The 20895-nt window shown below is 67.6% G+C and carries 24 protein-coding genes; 2 read left to right on the forward strand and 22 right to left on the reverse strand.

Annotated elements, in window-relative coordinates; all coding sequences use genetic code 11:
• Positions 1–47: 47 nt before the first annotated feature.
• From QN141_10420 to QN141_10500, 17 genes are all read right to left on the reverse strand, one after another.
• Positions 48–818, reverse strand: a complete 771-nt coding sequence (locus QN141_10420; GenBank protein ID MDR7558890.1) for a GntR family transcriptional regulator — start codon at positions 816–818, stop codon at positions 48–50.
• On the reverse strand, positions 815–1849 hold the full coding sequence (locus QN141_10425; protein ID MDR7558891.1) for an ABC transporter permease: 1035 nt from the start codon (positions 1847–1849) through the stop codon (positions 815–817). The genes QN141_10420 and QN141_10425 overlap by 4 nt, the downstream gene beginning before the upstream one ends.
• Positions 1849–3360 carry a sugar ABC transporter ATP-binding protein gene (locus tag QN141_10430; GenBank protein ID MDR7558892.1) on the reverse strand — a complete coding sequence of 504 codons (1512 nt, stop codon included), beginning with the start codon at positions 3358–3360 and terminating at the stop codon, positions 1849–1851. Before QN141_10430 ends, QN141_10425 begins: the two co-directional genes overlap by 1 nt.
• Positions 3361–3369: 9 nt before the next feature.
• Complete coding sequence (locus tag QN141_10435) at positions 3370–4128, reverse strand: glucose 1-dehydrogenase (GenBank protein MDR7558893.1); 759 nt, start codon at positions 4126–4128, stop codon at positions 3370–3372.
• Positions 4129–4201: 73 nt separating this feature from the next.
• On the reverse strand, positions 4202–5287 hold the full coding sequence (locus QN141_10440) for a sugar ABC transporter substrate-binding protein (protein ID MDR7558894.1): 1086 nt from the start codon (positions 5285–5287) through the stop codon (positions 4202–4204).
• Positions 5288–5582: 295 nt separating this feature from the next.
• Positions 5583–6650, reverse strand: coding sequence for an aldose 1-epimerase (locus QN141_10445; GenBank protein MDR7558895.1), 1068 nt, complete (start codon positions 6648–6650; stop codon positions 5583–5585).
• A 37-nt stretch (positions 6651–6687) separates the two neighbouring features.
• Entirely contained in the window at positions 6688–7647 is a 960-nt protein-coding gene (locus QN141_10450; protein ID MDR7558896.1) for an ABC transporter permease, read from the reverse strand.
• Positions 7648–7661: 14 nt separating this feature from the next.
• On the reverse strand, positions 7662–8561 hold the full coding sequence (locus tag QN141_10455; protein ID MDR7558897.1) for an ABC transporter permease: 900 nt from the start codon (positions 8559–8561) through the stop codon (positions 7662–7664).
• 41 nt (positions 8562–8602) lie between these two features.
• On the reverse strand, positions 8603–10150 hold the full coding sequence (locus tag QN141_10460) for a sugar ABC transporter ATP-binding protein (protein ID MDR7558898.1): 1548 nt from the start codon (positions 10148–10150) through the stop codon (positions 8603–8605).
• A 77-nt stretch (positions 10151–10227) separates the two neighbouring features.
• Positions 10228–11667: a sugar ABC transporter substrate-binding protein gene (locus tag QN141_10465; GenBank protein ID MDR7558899.1), complete on the reverse strand. Its 1440-nt coding sequence runs from the start codon at positions 11665–11667 to the stop codon at positions 10228–10230.
• Between the two features lie 310 nt (positions 11668–11977).
• Positions 11978–12562, reverse strand: a complete 585-nt coding sequence (locus QN141_10470; protein MDR7558900.1) for a DJ-1/PfpI family protein — start codon at positions 12560–12562, stop codon at positions 11978–11980.
• Entirely contained in the window at positions 12562–12981 is a 420-nt protein-coding gene (locus QN141_10475; protein ID MDR7558901.1) for a hypothetical protein, read from the reverse strand. Before QN141_10475 ends, QN141_10470 begins: the two co-directional genes overlap by 1 nt.
• Before the next feature lie 128 nt (positions 12982–13109).
• A complete protein-coding gene (locus QN141_10480; GenBank protein MDR7558902.1) occupies positions 13110–14123 on the reverse strand; it encodes an ArsA family ATPase in 1014 nt (337 codons plus the stop codon).
• The gene (locus QN141_10485) at positions 14104–15123 is read right to left on the reverse strand and encodes a TRC40/GET3/ArsA family transport-energizing ATPase (GenBank protein MDR7558903.1); all 1020 of its coding nucleotides are present in this window, start codon (positions 15121–15123) and stop codon (positions 14104–14106) included. Before QN141_10485 ends, QN141_10480 begins: the two co-directional genes overlap by 20 nt.
• The gene (locus QN141_10490) at positions 15110–15391 is read right to left on the reverse strand and encodes a hypothetical protein (GenBank protein ID MDR7558904.1); all 282 of its coding nucleotides are present in this window, start codon (positions 15389–15391) and stop codon (positions 15110–15112) included. The genes QN141_10485 and QN141_10490 overlap by 14 nt, the downstream gene beginning before the upstream one ends.
• Complete coding sequence (locus QN141_10495) at positions 15388–15834, reverse strand: hypothetical protein (GenBank protein MDR7558905.1); 447 nt, start codon at positions 15832–15834, stop codon at positions 15388–15390. The genes QN141_10490 and QN141_10495 overlap by 4 nt, the downstream gene beginning before the upstream one ends.
• Positions 15835–15953: 119 nt before the next feature.
• Entirely contained in the window at positions 15954–17729 is a 1776-nt protein-coding gene (locus QN141_10500; protein ID MDR7558906.1) for a carbon starvation CstA family protein, read from the reverse strand.
• A gap of 143 nt (positions 17730–17872) precedes the next feature.
• On the opposite strand from QN141_10500, the gene QN141_10505 reads away from it, so the two are divergent.
• Together QN141_10505 and QN141_10510 are read left to right on the forward strand one after the other, a co-directional pair.
• On the forward strand, positions 17873–18412 hold the full coding sequence (locus QN141_10505) for a nitroreductase family protein (GenBank protein MDR7558907.1): 540 nt from the start codon (positions 17873–17875) through the stop codon (positions 18410–18412).
• Positions 18413–18581: 169 nt separating this feature from the next.
• The gene (locus QN141_10510; GenBank protein ID MDR7558908.1) at positions 18582–19004 is read left to right on the forward strand and encodes a hypothetical protein; all 423 of its coding nucleotides are present in this window, start codon (positions 18582–18584) and stop codon (positions 19002–19004) included.
• A 97-nt stretch (positions 19005–19101) separates the two neighbouring features.
• Here the strand turns inward: QN141_10510 and QN141_10515 are convergent, their stop codons facing one another.
• The 5 genes from QN141_10515 to QN141_10535 are packed head-to-tail and all read right to left on the reverse strand — an operon-like array spanning position 19102 to position 20895.
• Positions 19102–19560 carry a heme-binding domain-containing protein gene (locus QN141_10515; protein ID MDR7558909.1) on the reverse strand — a complete coding sequence of 153 codons (459 nt, stop codon included), beginning with the start codon at positions 19558–19560 and terminating at the stop codon, positions 19102–19104.
• Between the two features lie 60 nt (positions 19561–19620).
• Positions 19621–19911, reverse strand: a complete 291-nt coding sequence (locus QN141_10520) for a hypothetical protein (protein ID MDR7558910.1) — start codon at positions 19909–19911, stop codon at positions 19621–19623.
• 30 nt (positions 19912–19941) lie between these two features.
• Positions 19942–20112, reverse strand: a complete 171-nt coding sequence (locus tag QN141_10525) for a hypothetical protein (protein ID MDR7558911.1) — start codon at positions 20110–20112, stop codon at positions 19942–19944.
• A 5-nt stretch (positions 20113–20117) separates the two neighbouring features.
• Positions 20118–20684: a cytochrome c oxidase subunit 3 gene (locus tag QN141_10530; protein ID MDR7558912.1), complete on the reverse strand. Its 567-nt coding sequence runs from the start codon at positions 20682–20684 to the stop codon at positions 20118–20120.
• A 4-nt stretch (positions 20685–20688) separates the two neighbouring features.
• Positions 20689–20895: a cytochrome C oxidase subunit IV family protein gene (locus tag QN141_10535; protein ID MDR7558913.1), complete on the reverse strand. Its 207-nt coding sequence runs from the start codon at positions 20893–20895 to the stop codon at positions 20689–20691.

Genomic DNA, 20895 nt, shown 5'->3' on the forward strand with positions numbered 1-20895 from the left:
AGACCCTCGCCTCTGAATCTGCTGCCGTCCGCATCCCGGGACGTTCCTCAGGGCTCCAGCCAGATCGAGTAGCGGTAGCGGTCAGCGCGATAGAAGCCCTCGACATATTCCGCCGCCCGGCCGTCGTCGGCGAACAGCGTCCGCCGCAGGACCAGCACGGGACTGCCGCGCGGAACGTTGAGCTCCCGGGCCAGGCGACTCCCGGCGCGCCCCGCCTCGATGTACTGGAACGCCTTGGCGAACTTCACCCCCGCCTCCGTCAACATCTCATAGAGCGATCCGGAGAAGTCTTCCCGGCCGGTCAGGCCGATCCAGCGCGGCAGGTGGGAGAACGTCACCGCGATCGGCGCGCCGTCGGCGTAGCGCACCCGTTCGATCCGCAAGACGCGCTCCCCCCCGGCCACATGCAGCGCCTCCTGCACCACAGGCGGGGGAGGGACCCAGGCGACCTTCACCACCCGCGTCGACGGCTGTGCGCCCCGCAGCCGCATCTCCTGGGTGAAGCTAAGCAGCTTTGGCAGAGGCTCTTCGAGCCGACGCTGCAGGACAAAGGTGCCCCGTCCGCGGCTCCGTACCAGGTGACCTTCCTCGACCAGGGCGGTCAGGGCCTGACGCATCGTATGCCGGCTGACGTGGAAGAGGCGCTGCAGTTCCGTCTCCGCGGGAATCATCGTCCCCGGCGGGAACTCCCCGGACTGGATCTTCTGTCGCAGCAGGTCCCGGATCTGCGCATACAACGGCGCCGTGCCCGCCCGCCGCACCAGAGGACCGACCGGAGTCGTACCCACCGACGCGTCGCCGCCGCCTGCGCTCGTCATGAGCCAAACCTCCGTCGCCGCCACTGATCGAAGACCACGACGATGATGATCACCAGACCGTTGATCACCCGCTGCCAGAACGCCGACACATTGAGCAGGTTCAACCCGTTGCTCAGCACGCCCATGATCAGCGCGCCGATGACCGTGCCGACGACGGTCCCCTCTCCGCCGAAGAGGTTGGTCCCGCCGAGCACCACGGCGCCGATCGTCTGCAGTTCCATCCCCTCGCCCATCAGGGCGTTGGCGGAGTTCAGCCGGCCGGTGAGGACCAGGCCCCCGACCCCGGCCATCAGTCCGGAGAAAGCGTACACGGAAATTTTCGTCCGGTCGACGTTGATGCCCGAGACGCGCGCGGCCTCCCGGTTGCCTCCCACGGCTAGGGCGCAGCGGCCCAGGCGTGTGTGCTGGAGGACGAACCACCCGCCGATCACCGCGACCAGGGCGACGAGGGCGGGCACCGGGACGCCCATGATCGCCCCGCTGCCCAGCCAGATGAGCTCCGCGGGCAGGTAGGCCTTCAGCTGGATGGCGGTCAGGTGCGAGGGGACGGGCAACCCCTGGGTGATCAGCAGACCGACGCCGCGGGCCGTCGTGTACATGCCGAGGGTGGCGATGAAATCCGGGATGCGCCCCTTGGTGATCACGACGCCATTGAAGAAGCCGAGGGCGATCCCGACGGCGACGCCGAGCAGGAGACCGGCCCAGACGTTCCATCCCCAGTAGGCCATCGCCACCGCGGCCAGCGAACCGGCCAGGGCCATCATCGCGGCTACGGAGAGATCGATGCCGGCGCTGACGATGACCAGGGTCTGCCCCACGGCGAGGATCGCCGTGACGGCGGTCTGGGCCAGAATATTCATAAAGTTGCTCGTCGTCCGGAAGTACGGCGATACGGCCGAGAGGTACAGCACCAGGAGCAGGAGGGCGATGATCGGACCGCCCCGCAGCGCCAGGCGCGCCACGACCTGCGCCACGGCCAGTGCCTCTTCCCGAGCCTCGCCCACGGCCACCTGCACGCCCCGTTGCCCCATCACGCGACCTCCGCGTCTGAGCGGTCCAACCCCACCGCGCTTCGCAACAGCGCTTCCTGCGTCGCCTCGCCGCGCCGGTACTCGCCGACGATCCGGCCGCGGTGCATCACCAGGATCCGGTCGGCCATCGCCAGCACCTCCGGAATCTCCGAGGAGAGCATGATGATCCCCGCCCCCTGCGCGGCCAGGCGGCCCATGAGGTGGAAGACCTCGGTCTTGGCCCCCACGTCGATGCCCCGGGTGGGCTCGTCAAAGATCAGAACGTGCGCGCGGCTGGCCAGCCATTTCGCCAGCGCCACCTTCTGCTGGTTGCCGCCGCTCAGGTACATCACCAGCCGCGAGAGAACCGGCGGCTGGATGCGCAGGTCTGCCACCAGCTGTCCGGCAATGCGCGCTTCGCGCCGGTGATCGAGCACGCCGCCCCGCGTCACGGCGTCCAGACTGGCCAGGGTGATGTTGGGGGGCAGGCTGAGCATCGGCAACAGCCCCTCCCGCCGATCCTCGGTCGTGTAGCCGATGCCGCGGGCGATAGCCTCCTCGGGAGAGGAGAGGCAGACCCGCTCGCCGTCGATGAACACCTCGCCCCGGCGGATCGGCACCAGTCCAAACAGCGCCCGGGCCAGCGTGGTCCGACCGGCGCCGCGCAGGCCGAAGATCCCCAGGATCTCACCGGCATGGACCGTGAAGGTGATGTCCTGCAGGAAACCGTCCACGCTCAGTCCCTGCACCGTGAGGACGGGAGCCCCGATGGGCACGGAGACCTTGGGAAAGCGCTCATGGATCTCGCGCCCGACCATCATCCGGACGATCGCCTCTTCGTTCGCCTCGCCTGCGGCGAGGGTCCCAACCTTGCGGCCGTCGCGCAGCACGGTGACCCGGTCGCCGATCTGCTGGATCTCGCCCAGGCGATGCGACGTGTAGAGGATGCTCACCCCCTTCTCCCGCAGTCCGCGGAGGATGGCGAAGAGCCGGTCCCGCTCGCGATCAGAGAGCGCAGAAGTGGGCTCGTCCAGGAGGAGGATGCGCACCTCGGAGGCGAGGACCCGCGCGATCTCCGTGAGCTGCTGCTCCGCCACGCTGAGGTCCCGCACCCGGGCGCGGGGGTCGATGGGAACTTCCAGGCTGTCCAGCACGACTCGCGCCTGGCGGTAGATCTCAGCCCAGTCCACGAGGTGGCGCAGCCGGCAGGGCCAGCGGCCGAGGAAGATGTTCTCGGCCACGGTCAGGCCGCCGACCAGGCTGAGCTCCTGATAGACCATGCCGATCCCCAAGGCCCGGGCCTGCTGCACGTCGGCTATCTGCACCGGCCGATCCCAAAGGAGAATGCGGCCCTCATCGCGCTGGATCGACCCGCTGAGGATCTTCAGGAGCGTGGATTTGCCCGCGCCGTTCTCGCCGAGCAGCATATGGATCTCGCCCTCGGCCAGGTCCAGGTCGACGTGATCAAGCGCGTGAACGCCCGGGAAGCGTTTGTCGATGCCCTCCAGCCGGAGGATCACCGTGGGCGGCACGGCGGTTCCCTACTGGGCGGTGTATCCGCCATCCACGGACAGGATTGCGCCCGTCGCATAGTGGAGTTCGTCGGCGGCCAGACACAGGATGCCGAAGGCGATCTCCTCCGGCCGCCCCAGCCGCCCGGCCGGACGGACGGTCTCCAGCGCCCGGCGGGCGGCGGCCGGATCCCTCTGACGCCGCAGGGAGGCGGCAACCAGCGGCGTGTCGGTCGTCCCGGGGCAGATGCAGTTCACACGGATCTCCGGCGCACCGTCTACGGCCAGGCTGCGGGTCAGGCCGATCACGCCGGCCTTGGAGACATTGTAGGCCACCTGCCCCTTGATCCCCACCAACCCGGCTTCGGAGGCGACATTGACGATCACGCCGCCGCCGTGGGCGCGCATGGCCGGGATGCAGTACTTGGCGCAGAGGAACGGGCCGGTGAGGTTCACCTCCAGGAGTCGCCGCCAGTCGGCCTCGCTCGTCGCCAGGACGTCGCCCTGCAGGTAAATTCCCGCGTTATTCACCAGGATGTCCAGCCGGCCGAACCGCGCCATCACGGTCTCTACCATGCGTCGCACATCGTCGGGATTGGAGACATCGGCGGCGATGAACACCGCCTCTCCCCCGGAGGCGGCGATCTGCTCCACCGTCTGCGGCCCGGCCCCGGCGTCCACATCCACTACGGCGACCCGGGCCCCCGCACGGGCGAAGAGGACGGCGGTGGCGCGGCCGATGCCGGCCCCCGCACCGGTGATGACGGCCACCTTTCCCCCAAAATCCATCGGCCCTGCCCCTCTCGTGCTCCGGGTTCGTGCAGGGGTGGGAGCCCGCTTCAGGGCTCCCACCCCTGCTGGTTTACTTGACTCCGGCCTTGATCGCCGTCCAGTTGATCGGCTCCAGGCGCGGATTGGGATAGTATTCCCGCGCGTTGCCCTTCCACACCGTGCGGGGCCGGATGTCGAAGATCTGCGGCACTTTGTCCTTCTGCCCCAGGGCCAGCAGCACGGCAAACTTCGTGCCGTACCAGCCCCACTCGGGGAAGCCGTGCCATGTCTCGGCCATCAGACGCCCCTCGACGATGCGCTCGACGGACTCGGGGGTCACGTCATTGGTGAAGATCTTCACCTCGGTGCGCTTCGCCGCTTCGGCGGCCAGCATGGCCCCCAGGCCCATCTCGTTGCTGGCCGCCCAGATGGCGTCCAGCGTCCCTTTGGGGTTGCGGGTCAGGAAGTCTTCCGCCGCCTTGCGGCCCTTCTCGCGGTTCCAGTCCGCCGGCAGCATCCCGACGACCTTGATGCCGGGGAAGGGATCGACGATCTTGTGGAACCCGTTGACGCGGGCGGTGGAGAAGAACCCGCCCGCGATGCCCTCGATGATCGCCACGCGGGCCCTGATGTTGGCCGTCTTGGGGTCCACCGTCTTGTAGAGGTTCTGCCACCAGGCCAGGTCCAGGTAGGTGCCGGGCTTGACATCCACCTTGGGACCGGTTCCCAGCACGCCGGGACCGCCGAAGTAATCGAGCAGGGCGTAGGCGGAGATCATCCCGGCCACGGTGTTGTCGAACCCGATGTAGGACGCCACGTTCACGCCCTTAATCGGTTCCAGCAGGTTGACGATGATCACCGGGATCCCGGCGGCGTTGGCCTTCCTGATCGCCGGGATGACCACCTCGACCTCGATCGGGGAGATGGCGATGACACTGACCTTGCGCTGAATGTAGTCTTCGATAATCGCGACCTGGTCCGCAAAGGCCACATGGGTCGCGGGGGATCGGCTGATGACCTCCACGTCAATCCCGTTCTTCCTGGCGTCGGCGGCGGCTTTCTCGAAGAAGTCGGTGGCGGTCTTGAACACGCCGGTGATGTCGGGAGGCGTCCAGCCGATAACCACCTTGGGCAGCTTGGGGGCCGCTGTGCCCCACAGGCTGAGTGTCAGGAGCATCGCCACGCTCAACGCTGCGACGCGCCATAGCAGACCACCGCGACTCATTCCCTCCCCCCTCTCTTCCGGTCGGCGGGATACCGGCATCGACGGGTAGATGTCCACCTCCCCTCCCATGCGAACGTCGCGTACGCTTCGGTATCCGGCGACGCGGAGTGAATGTCCGGACGTCTTGTCATCCGTCCGGCACCTTCAAGTCTAGCCAGGCCTCCGGGGACGGAGTAGGCGAACAAATGTTTGACATCGGATTCTTCATCTGTTCCTCAGTCCTGGCCCGGTGAGTGGGCGTGCCAGTTCAGGCTTGCACCGTCCCATCCCGGCCGATGCGGCCGACGCCGGTGCCCTCATAGGCCACCGCCACCAGATCCGTCTCCACCACCTGTCCCGGCTGCAGGATCAGGGCCGAGCCGTTGTCCAGGGCGGCCTGAATGCCTGCCGGCGGATAGCTGGTGAACGGCTCCAGGGCACAGTTGTAGGTCCGACCGTACCAGGGGTAGTCGGTGTGGCCGCCGTAGACCTGCCACATCCAGAGATACTTGAAGAGGCTCGCATCCCAGGCCATGCCAAACCCCACCGCGGTCCTCCGGTTCGTGAGGCCGTACCACCCTTCGGCCAGCTCCTTGAAGAAGACGACATCGATGGACCGCGTCTGGGGCGGCCGCACGCGGGTAATGTCCTCCAACGCTCCGCTGCGGCGATTTCGGACCATCGGGAAGTCGTAGCCGTCCCCCGGCTCCCACAGACCGTTGGGGTGGATGGCCATGACCTCCACCTTGCGCGCCGGGGTCTGGACGAAGCAGTCCTCATCCAAGAAGGGCGGACCGACCGCCGGATGGTGACCCCACATCACCGCAAACTCGCCCACCGACTCGTTCACCACGCGCTCGTGGATGAACAGTGCCGCCTTCTGGGCCTGCAGCGCCATCGTGCGCTCCAGGGTCAGTGGGGAGCGGTAGCAGCGCACCCACGTCCGCAGCGCCACACGCTCCGGCGTGTCCTCGACAATCGCCGCCTCGAAGGGCAGGAGCGAGATCTCACCGTGCAGGCCCTGCCAGGCGCCCTGGTAGGGGGTTCTGGCCCAGCCCGCCGAAGGAAAGACCTCCTGCCAGCCGCCGTAGTAGTAGTCGTGGAAGGCGCCCTCGGGCTGGGCGCTGGTGGCGACGAAGGGCCGCTGCATCGGAATCGGTGACTGCCACATGAAATCGAGATCTCGCGGCTTGTAGGTGAACTCGAAGATGTCGGCCCCCTTGTCCAGGAGGATCCCCACGCGCAGGACCTGGTTCTCCAGGAACGCGACGCGCATTCCCCGGTAGGTGTAGTCCAGGGAGATCCGGCACCCCTGTTTCCGTCCCCAGGTGTACATCCTGTTCGCCTCCTCCGCGGTTGCCGCATCGCGCGGCTTACTTCACGACCCTCACCCGTCTCCAGTCGATCGTGGCCACGCTCATCCCCAGAGCGATGAGGCCGAAGGTCACCATCTGAATATCGCGGCCCAGGGCAAGCATGAGCATCCCCGCCTGCATCCAGGTGATGATGATCGTCCCGATCAGCGTCCGGTGCGGCCCCCCCATGCCCCCGGTCAGGGCGGTGCCCCCCGCCACGACGCTGGCGAAGAGCGGGATGGGCATGTCGGCCCCAATCTGCATCGAGCCGCCCCCGAGCTGCGCCATGTACAAAACTCCGGCCAGCCCGGCGAGACAGCTGCTCAGCATGAACACCTGGATGCGCTGCCTGGGCACATCGATCCCGGAGAGCCCGGCGGCGACGGGGTTCCCCCCGATGGCATAGACGCGCCGGCCGAAGGGGGTGAGCAGGGCCAGGAAGGTGCTGAGGACCCACACGCCCAGGGCCCAGTAGAAGATCGCCGGCAGCCCCGCGAAAAAGGTCGTGGCCAGGGCGCGGAAGGTCTCGTCCCGCACGATGTGCAGGAAGCCGCGGGAGAGAAAGAGCCCGATCCCCTCCAGCACTACGGACACGCCCAGCGTGGCCATGAACGAGGGCACATTGTAGCGGGCGAAGAGCACCCCGTTGACGAAACCCGACACCGCGCTCACGAGCAGGGCCAGCGGGACGACCCACAGCCCGAGACGGTCCAGGTACAGGGCACAGATCAGCGCGGCGAGCTTCAGGACGCTGACCACGGAGAAGTCGAAGGACCCCATGACGATGACGAAGGTCAGCCCGCAGGCGGCAATCAGGAAGTAGGACATGGCGTAGACGCAGGTCAGGAATCCCTGATAGGTCAGAAAGGAGGGGTTGATCGCCTGGAAGGCGACGATCGTCAGGATGGCCGCCCCGATCGGCCCGATGGTGGTCATCCGGTGGCGAAACCGCTCCCGGGAGGACGTCAGGCTGGCCACGGCGCCCGTGCTCCTCACGTCACCGTGACCCCCCGCAGCCCGCGGCTGCCGACGACAATAGAAATGATCAGCAGGAGTCCCAGGAGGAGCTGCACGAGCTCCGGGCGCAGCAGGGAGAGGATCAGACCGCGATCGACGACGGCAAAGGTCAGCGCCCCGAGGATCGTCCGCTGGGGCCCGCCGCTCCCGCCGACCAGCGGGGTCCCCCCCAGGACGATCGCCACGAGCGGCCAGACCACGTTGTTCAGGTTGAGCTCCACCGGCGTGGCGCCGCCGAGGTGCTGGAAGAGAATCATCGCCCCGAACCCTGTGAAGGCGCCGCTCAAGGTGAACCCCAGAATCTTGTAGCGATCGACGTCCACGCCGGCCAGGCGCGCCCCTTCTTCGTTGGACCCGATCGCGTAGAGGTAGATGCCCACCTTCGTGCGTGTCATGATGAAGACCGCCGCGACGATGAGCGGAATCGCCCAGAGCAGCGGCGTAGGCACCAGCGGGATGAGCGGCGCCGTGATGAACTCATAGCCCCGGACCGACCGCGGATACCCTCCGGAAAGCCTCGCCGTCAGGCCCCAGTAGGTCACCAGCAGGCTCAGGGTGAGGATGAAGGAGGGCACCTTGGCCTTCACCTGAATCACGCCGACGATGAACCCGCTGGTCAGCCCCAGAAGCAGGATCACCAGGATCGCGGCCGCGCCCAGGACGGGCTTCAGGAGCCACACCAGCACGCCCCCCAGCATCCAGATCCCGACATAGGTGAGGTCCAGGGCGCCGGTGACGACCATGAGGGACGGGCCGAGGGCGAACAGCATGAGCGTGACAAACTGCCTGAGGATGGTGGAGATGTTCAGCCCGCTCAGGAACCGGTCCGGATAGAGGAGGGAAAAGACCAGCACGAAACCCACCAGGGCCAGCACAGCCGGCAGATTGCTCGGGGCGCGGCCGCCGCGCCGGACCGTCAGTGTCCGCCCGCCGGGGGTCTGCGGAGCGTCGTCATCTCCGCGAACTCCCCGGGGGTGAGGGCGCGCTGCACCCGGCCGTCCCTGATCAGGAGGATGGTGTCGCACAGCGTGGCGTACTCCTTCGGATCATCACTGACCAGCAGCATCGCCGTGCCCTGCCTCTTCATCTCCCCGAAGATCTCGTAGATATCGGCCCGGGCCCCCACGTCGATGCCGATGGTCGGATCCTCGAGCAGGAGGATCTCAGGGCTCCGCTCCAGCCACTTCCCCACGGACACCTTCTGCTTGCTCCCGCCGCTCAGGGAGTAGCAATCCGTGTTCACGCTGGGGGTCCTGATGCGGAGCTTCCGGACGACCCTTTCGGCCATCGCCCGCTCGGCCTGGAGACGGATCACAGGCAGACGCTTCCCGACGATCCTGGCGATGTTCAAAATGGAAATATTCTGCGCCACCGGCCAGTTAAGAAACAGCTCCTTCCCGGTCTCCCCGGAGAAGTACCCCACCCCCCGTGCCAGGCGCAGGTGGGGCGGTTCGTCAGCCCTGACCCGCCGGCCCTTGATGGTGAGGGATCCCGCGTCGAAGGGGGACAACCCGGCAATGGTGGCCACGATCTCGCTCTTGCCCGATCCCGCCGGTCCGAAGAGGCCCAGGCACTCGCCCCGGCGCAGGGCGAAGGAGACGTCGTAGTAGGCTCCGCGTTTCGTCAGCCCCTCGGCGGCCAGGACGACGGCCTCGTCCACGACGCGCCGTGCCCCCCAGGCCGGGGCGAACTCGGCGGCCTCCCGGCCGACGATGGCCCGGAACAACTCCTCCTCGGTGATCTTCTCTTCGGACAGATCGAAGTGGGCGACCAGCCGGCCGTCCCGTAGCACATAGACTCTGTCCGCAAACTCCATCACCTCGGGAATGACGTGCGAGACAAAGATGAAGGAGGCCGTGCTCTTCATCGCCAGGAGGTCGCGGAAGAGTTCCCGGCGCTCCTCCAGCGTGAGGGGCGCTGTGGGCTCGTCGAGAATAATCACCGGCGGCACGGTGAGATCGTTGCAGGCCAGTCGCACGCTCAGCATCGCCCTCGCGATCTCGACCATCTTCTGGGTGGAGGCCGGGAGTTCGTACATCACATCTTCGGCCGTGCAGGGGACGTGCAGCTCGTCCAGCATCGCCTGCGCCTGCCGCTTCATCGCCTCGAGCCGCAGTCCCGTCAGGGCCGTGTAGCGGTCCTCCTGGCCGAGGAGGAGAAACTGGTAGACCGGCAACAGGGGAATGACGCCCTTTTCCTGATAGACGATGGAAATTCCCCGGCGCGCCGCCTCCGTAGGGTTTCGAGGAAAGGGCACGCGGGAGCCCCGATACCACAGCTCTCCCGTGTCAGGGGCGTAGGCCCCGACCAAAATCTTCATCAGGGTCGACTTGCCGGCGCCGTTCTCCCCGACCACCCCGACAATCTCACGGGGGCGGACGGCCAGGCCGACGTTCTCCAGGGCGCACACTACGGTATCGAAGGTCTTGGAGACACCGGCAACCTCGAGCACCGGCGGCTGCATCGGGATCACTCGAACTCGGGCGGTGGCCGGCGGTCAACGCCGGCCACCGCGAGAGGATCGGCGGGACCCACCGGCGGCTACACCCAGACCGGCTCCGTCTTCAGCTCCGGAGGGAACCCCTTGGCGTATTCCTGCGCCTGTTCCCAGGTGTCCGCCCAGCGGAAGTCGAGGAAGTGCTTGTGCAGCGCGGCGACATGCTTCTTCAGAGCCTGAATGCTGCCGAACTTCCTGAGCTTGGCCGGGAAGTAATAGTCATGCTGCCCCAGATGCGTGCCGCCGCCGGCATGGCGGTCGTAGGCCAGACCGAGCTCCTGGCACTTCGAGAGCGAGAGACGCCGAAAGTCATAGGGGTAGTTGGGCGTCTTCGCCTTCATCTGCTTGAGAATCTTCTCCAGATTCTCCGCGGTCGGGCCCAGCTTGAAGTTCGGATGGTAAATCAGCCGCGCCCCCCTGGCCAGCTCCTCGATCTCTCCAGGCCGCCCGTAGCAGTCGATCCGACCGGCCTGCACCATCTCATCCTTCAGCGGATACCAGGCGCCCACACACATGTCGTAGAGCATGGGGACCATGCGCCCGCCAAAGTAGGGGATGGCAAACCCGGCGGTCACCAGGAAGTTGCCCTTCAGGATGGCCTCCGCCGTGGTCATCTCCATATCCCGGGAAGCGGTGTAGGGGCCCAGCTTCAGGCCGCGGTCTTCGCACGCCTTCAGGGCGCCCATGGTCTGGGAATCGTTGGCGCCCCACAACGCCTCGTAGTCGGTCCGGATGGCCAGCGACGCTTCGGCCGCCTTGCGGCCCCCCTCGTAGTTCCACTCCCCGTATTGGTGACCGAGAACCTGCATCTCGGGATAGAACTGCCAGGCCTGGAAGACGCCGAGGTTGATATAGACGGTGGAGCAGGTGGCCACCGTCTTGTGCGCCTGATGGTGCAGCAGTTTCCGCTTCCCGTTCCGCCGCATCTTTTCGAACAGCAGCATCAGGGGGAGGAACGTCTGCTCGTCGGAGAGCGGCGTGTTGTCGACGACCCATCGCGGGCCGAGGTCGCCCGGGAAGATGTCCCCGGTGTAGCCGAAGTGGGTGGCCATGAACACATTGCGTTCGTTGCAGATCTTGGTCAGCGCGGGCATGATGGCCGCCGAGGGGCAGTTGTAGATGATCGCCTTGGCCCCGGCGGCGATCATGCTCTCGGTGGTCTGGATCCAGGCCGCATCGGACTCGGCCACCGCGCCGGCGAACTTCAGGCCGAGCTGCCGGCAGGCCTGCTCGCTGGCCTGGTAGCACATCATCAGGTACTCCTGGGCCAACCCCCAGGTGATGTGCCCGATGGTGAACCGTTCGCCGGGTTTGGCGTTCTGATACTGGCGGGCGAGTTTGCGCCTCTCGTCAGCAGCCGCGGCGGCTTCCGCCTTTGTCGGTGTCGGGACGAAGGATCGGGCGTAGGTCCCCGCCCACAGCCCCATGCCGGTCAGTGCCGCGCCGCGAACGAATTCGCGGCGGGTCAACCCGCTTGTGCCCATCTTCTCCCCCCTCCTCGTCTGGGCGTCGCTCTGAATCCGCTCATGGGCCACTGGCCGCGCACCGTTTCCCGGCGCGCGGCTAATGTACGGACATCTTGTCATCCGTCCGACATCTAGAGTCTAAGAGGGAGATACACCGATGGCTATCGGGCGTGGGGCGGATTTCGAACCCGGATCAAACGTTCTGCGCGCCACGCGCGGAAGGTTCGCTGGGCGTCCATCGCACCGTCGGCTCGGAGCCGCCCCGACCGCGTCGCTTCGGTTCGCCAGGTGGCCGAGGTACGCTCGGCCGTACAGCCGGGCGATCCCTTCAGGCCGCCTTGCGATGCTCGATCCGGGTGCCGAGTGCCTCCAGGAACCTGGCCAGCCACGCGGGATGGGCCGGCCAGGCCGGGGCGGTGATCAGCATCTCGTCCGCCACCGCCTGATCCACCGGCACATCGACCCACGTCGCGCCCGCCAGCTTCACCTCCGGGCCGACGGCGGAGTAGCCGGTGCACCGTCTGCCCCGCAGGACGTCCGCCGCCGCCAGCACCTGCACGCCGTGGCAGATGGCGGCGATGGGCTTGCCGACTTGCGCGAAGTGCCGGACAATCTCCAGGACCCGCGGCTGCAGGCGGATGTACTCGGGCGCCCGCCCGCCGGGGATGACCAGGCCGTCATAGTCGGTCTCCCGGATCTCGTCGAAGGTCGCGTTGAGGGTGAAGTTATGGCCGCGCTTTTCGCTGTAGGTCTGATCCCCTTCGAAGTCGTGCACCGCCGTCCGCACCGCCTCGCCCTGCTTCTTGCCCGGACAGGCGGCGTGGACCGTATGGCCGACCATCTGCAGGGCCTGGAACGGGACCATCACCTCGTAGTCCTCGACGTAGTCCCCCACGAGCATCAGGATCTTCATTACCCACCCTCCTTTCCGACTTCTCGCCCTGACTCACCGTCAGCGACGTGGCATTCCAGGTTGCCGAAGGCCTCCATGAGCGCCCGGAGCTCCCCGTCCCCAAGAGATCCGGAGAGCTCCACCTGCACGGTGCGCCGGGTCCGGTCGCAGTAGCACTGCAGCCGGGCCGCCGGCACCAACCGGCGGAAGACGATCCCTTCGCGCCGCCGGCCGCACTGAAACTGGGCCGTGTGCCCACCGGCCGGCATGGCTCCGGCCGTCGTCACCTCGGCCAGCGGCGCCCTCATGGGGCGCAGGCGGCCCGGGCTGATGCGGACCACGAGATCCGCCCGGATCCCCCGCAGGCGATCCACCACCACATGACGCGTCTCCCCGGCCGCCACCCACTGCCGCCCCCCCTGGCGCAGGGTCGTCTGCACGTCGGGGGCGACGGTGGCGCGGGTAATGGCCCAGGGCTCGGGCAGGATGAAGGCGACGAAAGCCGCCGCCCCCGTGATCGGATTGAAGGCTTCCAGGGTTCTCTTCGCCAGCGCGGCGCCTCCGCAACTCAGGCGAACAGCACCTGCGCCACACGCTCCAGGACCGGCACACCGCGGACCTCCGTCTCGAAGAGCGGGACGACGGCGCGCACCATGCCGGGGAAGGCCCGGGCGATCTCCTCGCGGTAGGCCTCCTGCGCGATGACCCGGTTGAGGACGAACTGCGGCGTGGTCTCCGTGACCAGGCCGCGCTCGATGACCCCGTTGACGATGACCCCGCCGACGGGAATGCCGAACTCGTGGAACCAGGAGATGAACCGTCTGATCACCGCGATGGGCAGTGCCTCCGGCAGGGTGACGAAGAAGAACGCCGTCAGCGCGCTGTCGGTGAGCAGCCGCCGGGCGGCCTCGATGCGATCGCGAAACCGCAGCAGGTAATCCAGCAGCGGATCGGCCTCGTCCTTCTTGCTGTAGGAGAGGAGGCGGCGCAGGGAGCGCGCCTCCTCGCGACTGCGCACCATCTTCTGCACCCACATCGCGTACACGGCGGACATCCCCAGCAGCCGCCGGGCGTTGGCGGTCGGCGCCGTATCGAAGACGTACACCTCGTACTCGTCGCGGAAGATGATGTCGATCATGCTCTCGAACATCGCCGATTCCTCGAAGGCCGGGTTCATCGTGGCCGACTCGACAAAGGCGTCGGCTCTGGTGCGGATCTCAGCATATTTGAGGAACCAGTCGATCTTCTCTTTGATCTCCCGCTTCGATCGCTCGATGGTCTCCCGCGTGTCGATCTCGTGCGCCCACAGCGACGGCACGCCGGCCACCGGCGTGGCGCGGCCGAACACATCCTGGTCCAGCAGGCCGCTCAGACTGTGCACCGGATTGGTGGAGACCAGCAGGACGCGGCGGCCCTGGCGGGCCAGGGCCAGGGCCGCCGCGCCGGCCATCACGGTCTTGCCGACCCCGCCCTTGCCGCCGAAATAGAGGTATTTCAATGTGGGCATCGCGTCGACGACCTGACGCATCGACCGCTCCACCAGGGCCTCCCAGCCGGCCGGTCTAGTCAGTTGCTGGACCACGCCCGTTCCCTCCAAACATGGCGTCGGCCATCCGCTCGATCATCGCCAGGCCGGTCACGTCCCGCTCGAACTCAGGGACGTAGGCCAGGACCTCCCCCCCGAACAGCGTACGGATCTCCTCCAGGTGGCCCCGCTGCATCTGCAGGCGGCGACGCAGGTACTCGGGGATGTCCTGCTGGGCCAGGGTTTCGGGCAGGACGCGGTTCACGATGTACCCGCTGATCGGCACCTGGAACTTGGCGAACAGCTGGGCGGCCTTCCGTGTATCCAACAGGGCCATCTCCTCGGGGATGATGACAAAGAAGAAGGCGGTGCGGGCGGCATCGGTCAGGATACTGCTGCTGATGGTGATGCGCCGGCGGATGTCCTGCAGCTCGGCCAGGATCAGATCTTCTTGGAGCTGCTCCCCCTTCATCCGCGCCGCCATCTCCGCGTACTGCTGCATCTCTTCCCGCAGCCGGGTGATGCGCTCGATCCACTCGTCGTAGACGCTGGCCATGCTCAGGTAGTAGAGGGCGTGGCCGAGGGGCACCAGATCGTAGATGAAGTAGTCGTACCCCCCGGTCACGACGATATCCACCACCTGGTCGAAGATCGCGCTCTCCTCCATGGCCGGTTCGGCCGACGCCGCCGCGATGTAGTGCTCGATCTCCTCCGGCACGCGGTCGAACCCGTACATGTCGAGGATCTTCTGGCGGATCTCCTGCTGGTAGGCGCGGATCCGCTGGTCGGCGTCGATCTCCTGGGCAAACAACCCCGGCACGATCTCCACGGGGCCCCGGCCGAAGATGTCGCGCTGGAAGATATCGGACAGCGACGCCTGGGGGTCCACGGAGAACACCAGTACCTTGTATCCCCGGCGCGCCAGATGGTAGGCGGTGGCCGCGGAGAAGGTCGTCTTCCCCAGCCCGCCCTTGCCGCCGAACATGATGTATCGGCGGTCGGGGAAGTCCGTGAAGTATCGCGCCAGCCGGCTGCCCGCCGGCTCAGGAGAGGGCATCGGTCAGATCCTTCTCCCGGAGCATGCTGCGCTTCCAGGTAGAGATCTGGGGGACGACATAGGGCAGCAGCCGCAGCGAGTAGTAGGGGGGCAGGATCGGCACGCCCAGCAGATCCCCCATGGTGATGAGAATGAAGAGGTGCTCCATGCTGCCGCGGGTCTTGAGGGCGTGCCGCGTCATCTCGTGGGCTGCCATGCCGTAGACGAAATCCTTGAGGCTGCGCCTCGCCCGCTCCAGGAACGCCGGCTTCTCGTCAGGATGCTTCATGTCTTGTCTCCTGTGCCGCTCCGCTTGGCCCGCAGGCGCTGCTGGATACGCTCAACCAGCAGGTGCTCCTCCCAGCCCGTGATGCGTTCGCGCCCGTCCAGAAGGAACGTCGGATAGCGGCGGATCCGGTGGCGCAGGGACGCCATGAACCAGTGGAGGGAGGGCGGGGCGACAATGCGGATGACGACGCTCCGGCCGAACCGCTGCTGGATGGCATGCAGCAGGGCCCACAGCCGCCGATACTCCTCCCGCATCGCCGGCGGATACCGCCGGACCTCGTCCCGGTGCACCGTCCGCCCCACCCCGACGAGGTCGATCGCCGACCCCTCACGCATCAGGGTCAGGCCCGAGGCGAGGAGGATGGGAGCGAAAACCTCGACACGGACAGGCGGCGGCGGAGCAGGCGGCGGCTCCGGCCACTCCGTCGGGCCGGCTCCCGCCACCGGGCGAATCCGGACGACCTTCCGGCGATGCGGCAAATACGCGTTCCTCGTGCCCCGGATGTCTCGACCCGGGCGGCGGCGGTGGGAGGGAGCCTCCTCCCACCGCCCCAACATCGATTCTAGCCGGCGGGCGCCCGGCGGAGGGAGACCACCGCCTTCGAGAACGACCGCACCCCGTCCAGGGCCAGCACCACCGCCAGAATGACCAGCGCAAAGGCGATGATCGCCGCCACCAGATTGCCGAAGACAAAGGCCGCGGCCAGGCCGGGCTTGAACGCCGCCTGCAGACTGACCCACCCCGTGACCAGGAGGGCGGCCACGGTCGTGATGTACATGAACGCCGCCGGATAGGCCACCCACCGGTACGTCTTCCCCTGGTTGGCCAGCCAGATCGACACCAGCATCAGCGCCAGCCCGGCGAAGAGCTGGTTGGAGCCGCCGAACAGGATCCAGATGCGCGCCCAGAATCCGGTCCACAGGATGAGCAGGGTGAACAGAATCCCCACGATCGATCCGAAATGGGGGTTGCGGAACGCGGGGAAGCGCTCGCCGACCAGCTCGGCGCTGGCCACCCGCATGAAGCGCAGCACCAGCTGCATCACGGTCAGGGCCATGATGCACAGGAAGATGGAGCCGAACGCCGCGCCGAAGGAGGTGGAGATGCCGAGAACGTTGAGGAACTTGGCCATCCCGCCGGCGAACACCGCCCCGCCGCCGCGGGCCAGTACTTCCTTGTACCCGGCGAAACTGCCGAAGCCGGCCACGGCGAAGGTGAGGGCCAGCACGGCCAGCACGGCCTCGGTGTACATGGCCCCGGCCGTAACCGGCAGCGTGTCGGTCTCCTTCTCCAGCTGGCGCGACGTGCCGGAGGTCGTGACCAGGCTGTGCCAGCCGGAGATGGCTCCGCAGGCAATGGTCACGAACAGGATCGGCCACAGCGGGGTGGCCACCCCGGGCGCCAGGACGCCGACGGCGTTGAACCCGGTGAAGGCGGGGAAGTCGCCGAACCCCGGCCAGCTGATCAGAATCCCGACGATCGACCCCACGATGCCCACGATGACCAGCCAGAAGGATACGTAGTTCACGGGCTGGGCGAAGCGCCAGATCGGCAGCACCGAGCCCAGGTAGCAGAAGACCAGGGCCAGGATGCCCCAGATCCACACGCCCCAGGTCATGGGGCCGTAGGGGGTCATGTAAAAGACGTTCTTCACCTCTTTATCGGCGATCACCACCGTGGAGCCGGCCAGCCCGTTGAACCACTCCACGATGCGGCTGAGCGGACCAGTCTGCCCCAGCCAGACGCCGACGAAGGCGATCACCACCGTGACGATGGTCGTCGTGACCAGGTCCCGCTTCAGGCGGTAGGTCATGTGCCCGGCCAGCACGCCGGCCAGGGTGACGATGATGAAGCCGATGGGCACTTTGGGATTCGCCATCAGCCCGGCCACGATGGACCCGAAGGCGCCCATGATGAGCAGCAGGTAGAAGTACAGGAAGGACAGGAGGATGTTGCGCGCGCGGGGCGAGATCAACTTGTAGCTCAGCCCGCCCATGGTCAGCCCCTCGTGGCGCATGGCCATCATGGCGGAGGAGTAATCCTGGACCCAGCCGATGAACAGCACCCCCAGGATCAGCCAGAGCAGGGCCGGGAGCCATCCCCACTGCGCCGCCACGATGGGACCGACGATCGGCCCCAGGGCGGCGATGGATTTGAACTGGTAGCCGAACAGCACGCTACCCGATGCGGGCATGAAATCCACGCCGTCCTGGTACAGCCGGGCCGGCGTCGCGCGATGGGGGTCTGGCTGCAGGACCAGCCGGTCCATGCGGGCGGCATAGAGCCGGTAGCCCAGCCAGACAATAATAATGGTGGCAACCAGCATCAGGGCTGCCATAGAATCGCCTCCCCCGGGAGGGTCGATGCAGGCTCAATTTGCATTCTTTACCTCGAGCGCGTGCAGAACAATCAGGCCGGTGCAGTATTCGAAGATTCTTGAGCGACAACTCAGGAATCGACGGCAGCGGAGGAGGCGCAGCGATGCGAGGCGTGGAGGAAGCCCTGGGGTTCTTCGCCACGGTGCGGGGGCGGCATTCCATACGCGCCTTCGCCGATCGGCCGGTCGCCTCGAAGACGCTGCAGGCCATCCTCGACGCCGCGAACCGGGCGCCGTCGGCGGGCAACCTGCAGGCCTATGAGATCTACGTCGTCACACACCTGACCACGCGGGAGGCCCTGGCCCGGGCGGCCCTTGACCAGATGTTCGTGGCTCAGGCCCCCGTGGTGCTGGTCTTCTGCGCCCATCCGACGCGCTCGGCGCGGAGGTACGGAGAGCGGGGGAGGACGCTGTACTGCCTCCAGGACGCGACGATCGCCTGCGCCTACGCCCAGCTGGCCGCCACGGCGCTGGGTCTGGCCACGGTGTGGGTGGGGGCCTTCGACGAGGAGGCCGTGAGGCGTGCCCTGGGCGCCCCTCCGGGCCTCCGGCCGGTGGCCATCCTGCCCGTCGGGTTCCCGGCGGAAGCGCCGGAGATCACCGGCCGACGGCCGCTGGAGGACCTGGTCCGCTACATCAGGTGACAGAATCAGCTTGGGTGAGCGATGATGAGAGCGAGAGGCATCCGATACAACGCCGAACCGATGCCCCGCGCCGGGGGAACCCGTGTACCATGAGCGATGCCACCGGCACGGGGCTTCGATCCGGTGACCGGGGAAGACCGATCCTGAGTGACAACCGGGGGTGGTTGGCATGACCCGCAGGCCCTTCGAGATCATCGCGGAGTGCGAGCTGCCCAGGTTCCCTGCGCAGAAAGAGATCACGCGCATCGGCGACCAACTCGAGCAGGCGCGCCGCGCCAGACCGGAGATTGTACGCGTCACGGTGACTCCGCCGGCGGTCTTCCGGAAGAACCGCTACATCCTTGAGGCGCGGGCCGTGGTGTGGGCGGAGGATGTCCCGGGCGCCGTACGGAGCGTGGAGGGGCTGGTGGCCGCTGCCGGCGTCCCCTGCCTGACCGTCCTCCCCTCGGGCCGGGCCCTGTCGACGGCGGAGGTCCCGCCTCCTCCGGAGACCGTGGCCGCGGGAGGGAATACGGGACGCCGCCGGGGATCCCCGACCGGGCGCACCTCCGGAGAGCGCAAGAAGCGGCCGCGGCGCCCTCGGGCCGCGTAGCTGTTGCCTCGCCTCCTCGGTTCCGCCCGCCGCCCGCCGCAGGCCCCCGGGTCGGCGGGCGGCGGCCGCCGGGTTTCGAATCACGTCAGTCGCGGTCTTACTCCCCTTCGGCGGGAGGGCCATCCTCCTCCTGTGGCCGCTCACCTCCGAAAGTCGCATCCAACCCCCTGATCAGATCCTGCGTGTCGCCCGCGGATAGCTGCGCGGCGGGCCGCAGGAGGACATAGAGCCGCGGCGGCATCCTTCCGGCGCGCACCACCTCGGCCGCGTCGTCGCCCTCGCTCTCCGTAGCGCCCCACGTCGAGACATTGAACTCCTTCCTGCCCTCCCGGACGTCGCGGGCAATCCACCACGATACGGGCGCGATGTGGCTGTACCACGGCCAGACGGTGAGATGGCTGTGGCAGTCCCCGCAGGCCCGTAGGAACAGCGCTCGGGTCCGCGGGCTGTCCCACCGCGGCTCGGCCACCACCGGGGGGTTGGTGTGAACGCGGCCGTAGGGAAGGACCTGGATGGCCACCGCCGCCAGCAAGAGGACAACAACTCCCCAACGCATTGACGTGCACCTCCCGAGGGCCCGGATCACCGGAGCCCTCCTGCCGATCCGCCGCCGCCGTCACAGCCGGGAGGCGACGTAGAAGACCACACTGAGCCCGACGCCGACGGGCACACCCAGGGCGACCCTGTGCCGCAGCACCATCCCCGGACCAATGCGCGGGCGGACCTCCAGCCCGAGGTTGCCGGAGGGGAGAAAGAAGCAGGCATAGCGCAACGCCGTGGGGCGGTCCAGAGAGATGGTCAACGCGGTCCCGGCCGGGACCCCAGAGGGCCCAGCCTGATGGGCCACCTGGTCTTCGTTCCGGACGACCAGCGCGTCGCCGGCGACAAAGACCATCTGCGACGGCACGGCAGATACCGACTGCCCGCGCGCCACCGCCTACGCCGTGCCCGGCGGGATCACCACCTCCACCCGCCGGGGGGAGCGTCTCGTTTCCGGGGACAGCATCGCCGCCGAGGCGGCGACGAGGACCGCGGTCAGCACAGTTCCGCCGACGAAGGGAATGAGGAGCCACCACCGGCGGCGCCACGTCGTCGGGACCCGCACCATGCTCCCTACGCCGTCACCAGGTATAGCGTGGGATAGATGAAGACCCACACGACGTCGACATAGTGCCAGTACTTCACGGCGGCCTCCACGGGCCAGTACTCCTCGGGGGAGTAGCGGCCGCGGCGGCCGTGGAGGTAGACGCCCAGCAGCAGGAGGACCCCGCTCAGGACGTGCAGGCCGTGGGTCCCGGTGAGGGTGAAGAAGACCGTCCCGAAGCGGTCGCGGGGCGGGAAGTGCACAAATGCCTCCGCCCATTCCAGGCCCACGCCAACCAGGAAGAGCGCACCCAGCACGACGGTGGCCAGCGTGTTGGCCAGGAACCGCCTCCGATCCCCGCAGATGATCGAGGCCTCCGCCCGATAGGCGAAGAGGCTGCTGGCCAGCAGGACGGCGGTGATGAACAGCCCCAGAGCCTGGTTCAGCTCCGCCGGCCGGGCGAACCCGGCCAGGTAGTACCGGGCGCTGATCAGCGCCGCGAAGAGGAAGCTCTCGGAGACGAAGAACAGCCACAGCCCCGCGCGCAGGGTGCGCAGGCGGCGGGCGGGGGCACGGACCGTCGCTACCGCGGCCATCGCCTCACTCCTCCGGCTGCCATGTCTGGCCCAGGTGCATGAAGTAGTACAGGATCAACCAGGCGTCGGCCAGGTTGATCAGGATCAGGTAGGGCACAGGGTGGGGCACCCGGAAGGCCACCGGCAGCTCGGCCGCCGTCAGCACCAGGAGCGCGATCAGCACGCGGAGTCCCAGGCGAAACCGATCGGGCAGGGCACGCTGATTCGCCAT

It is taken from the genome of Armatimonadota bacterium (assembly GCA_031459765.1).
GTDB lineage: Bacteria > Sysuimicrobiota > Sysuimicrobiia > Sysuimicrobiales > Kaftiobacteriaceae > Kaftiobacterium > Kaftiobacterium secundum.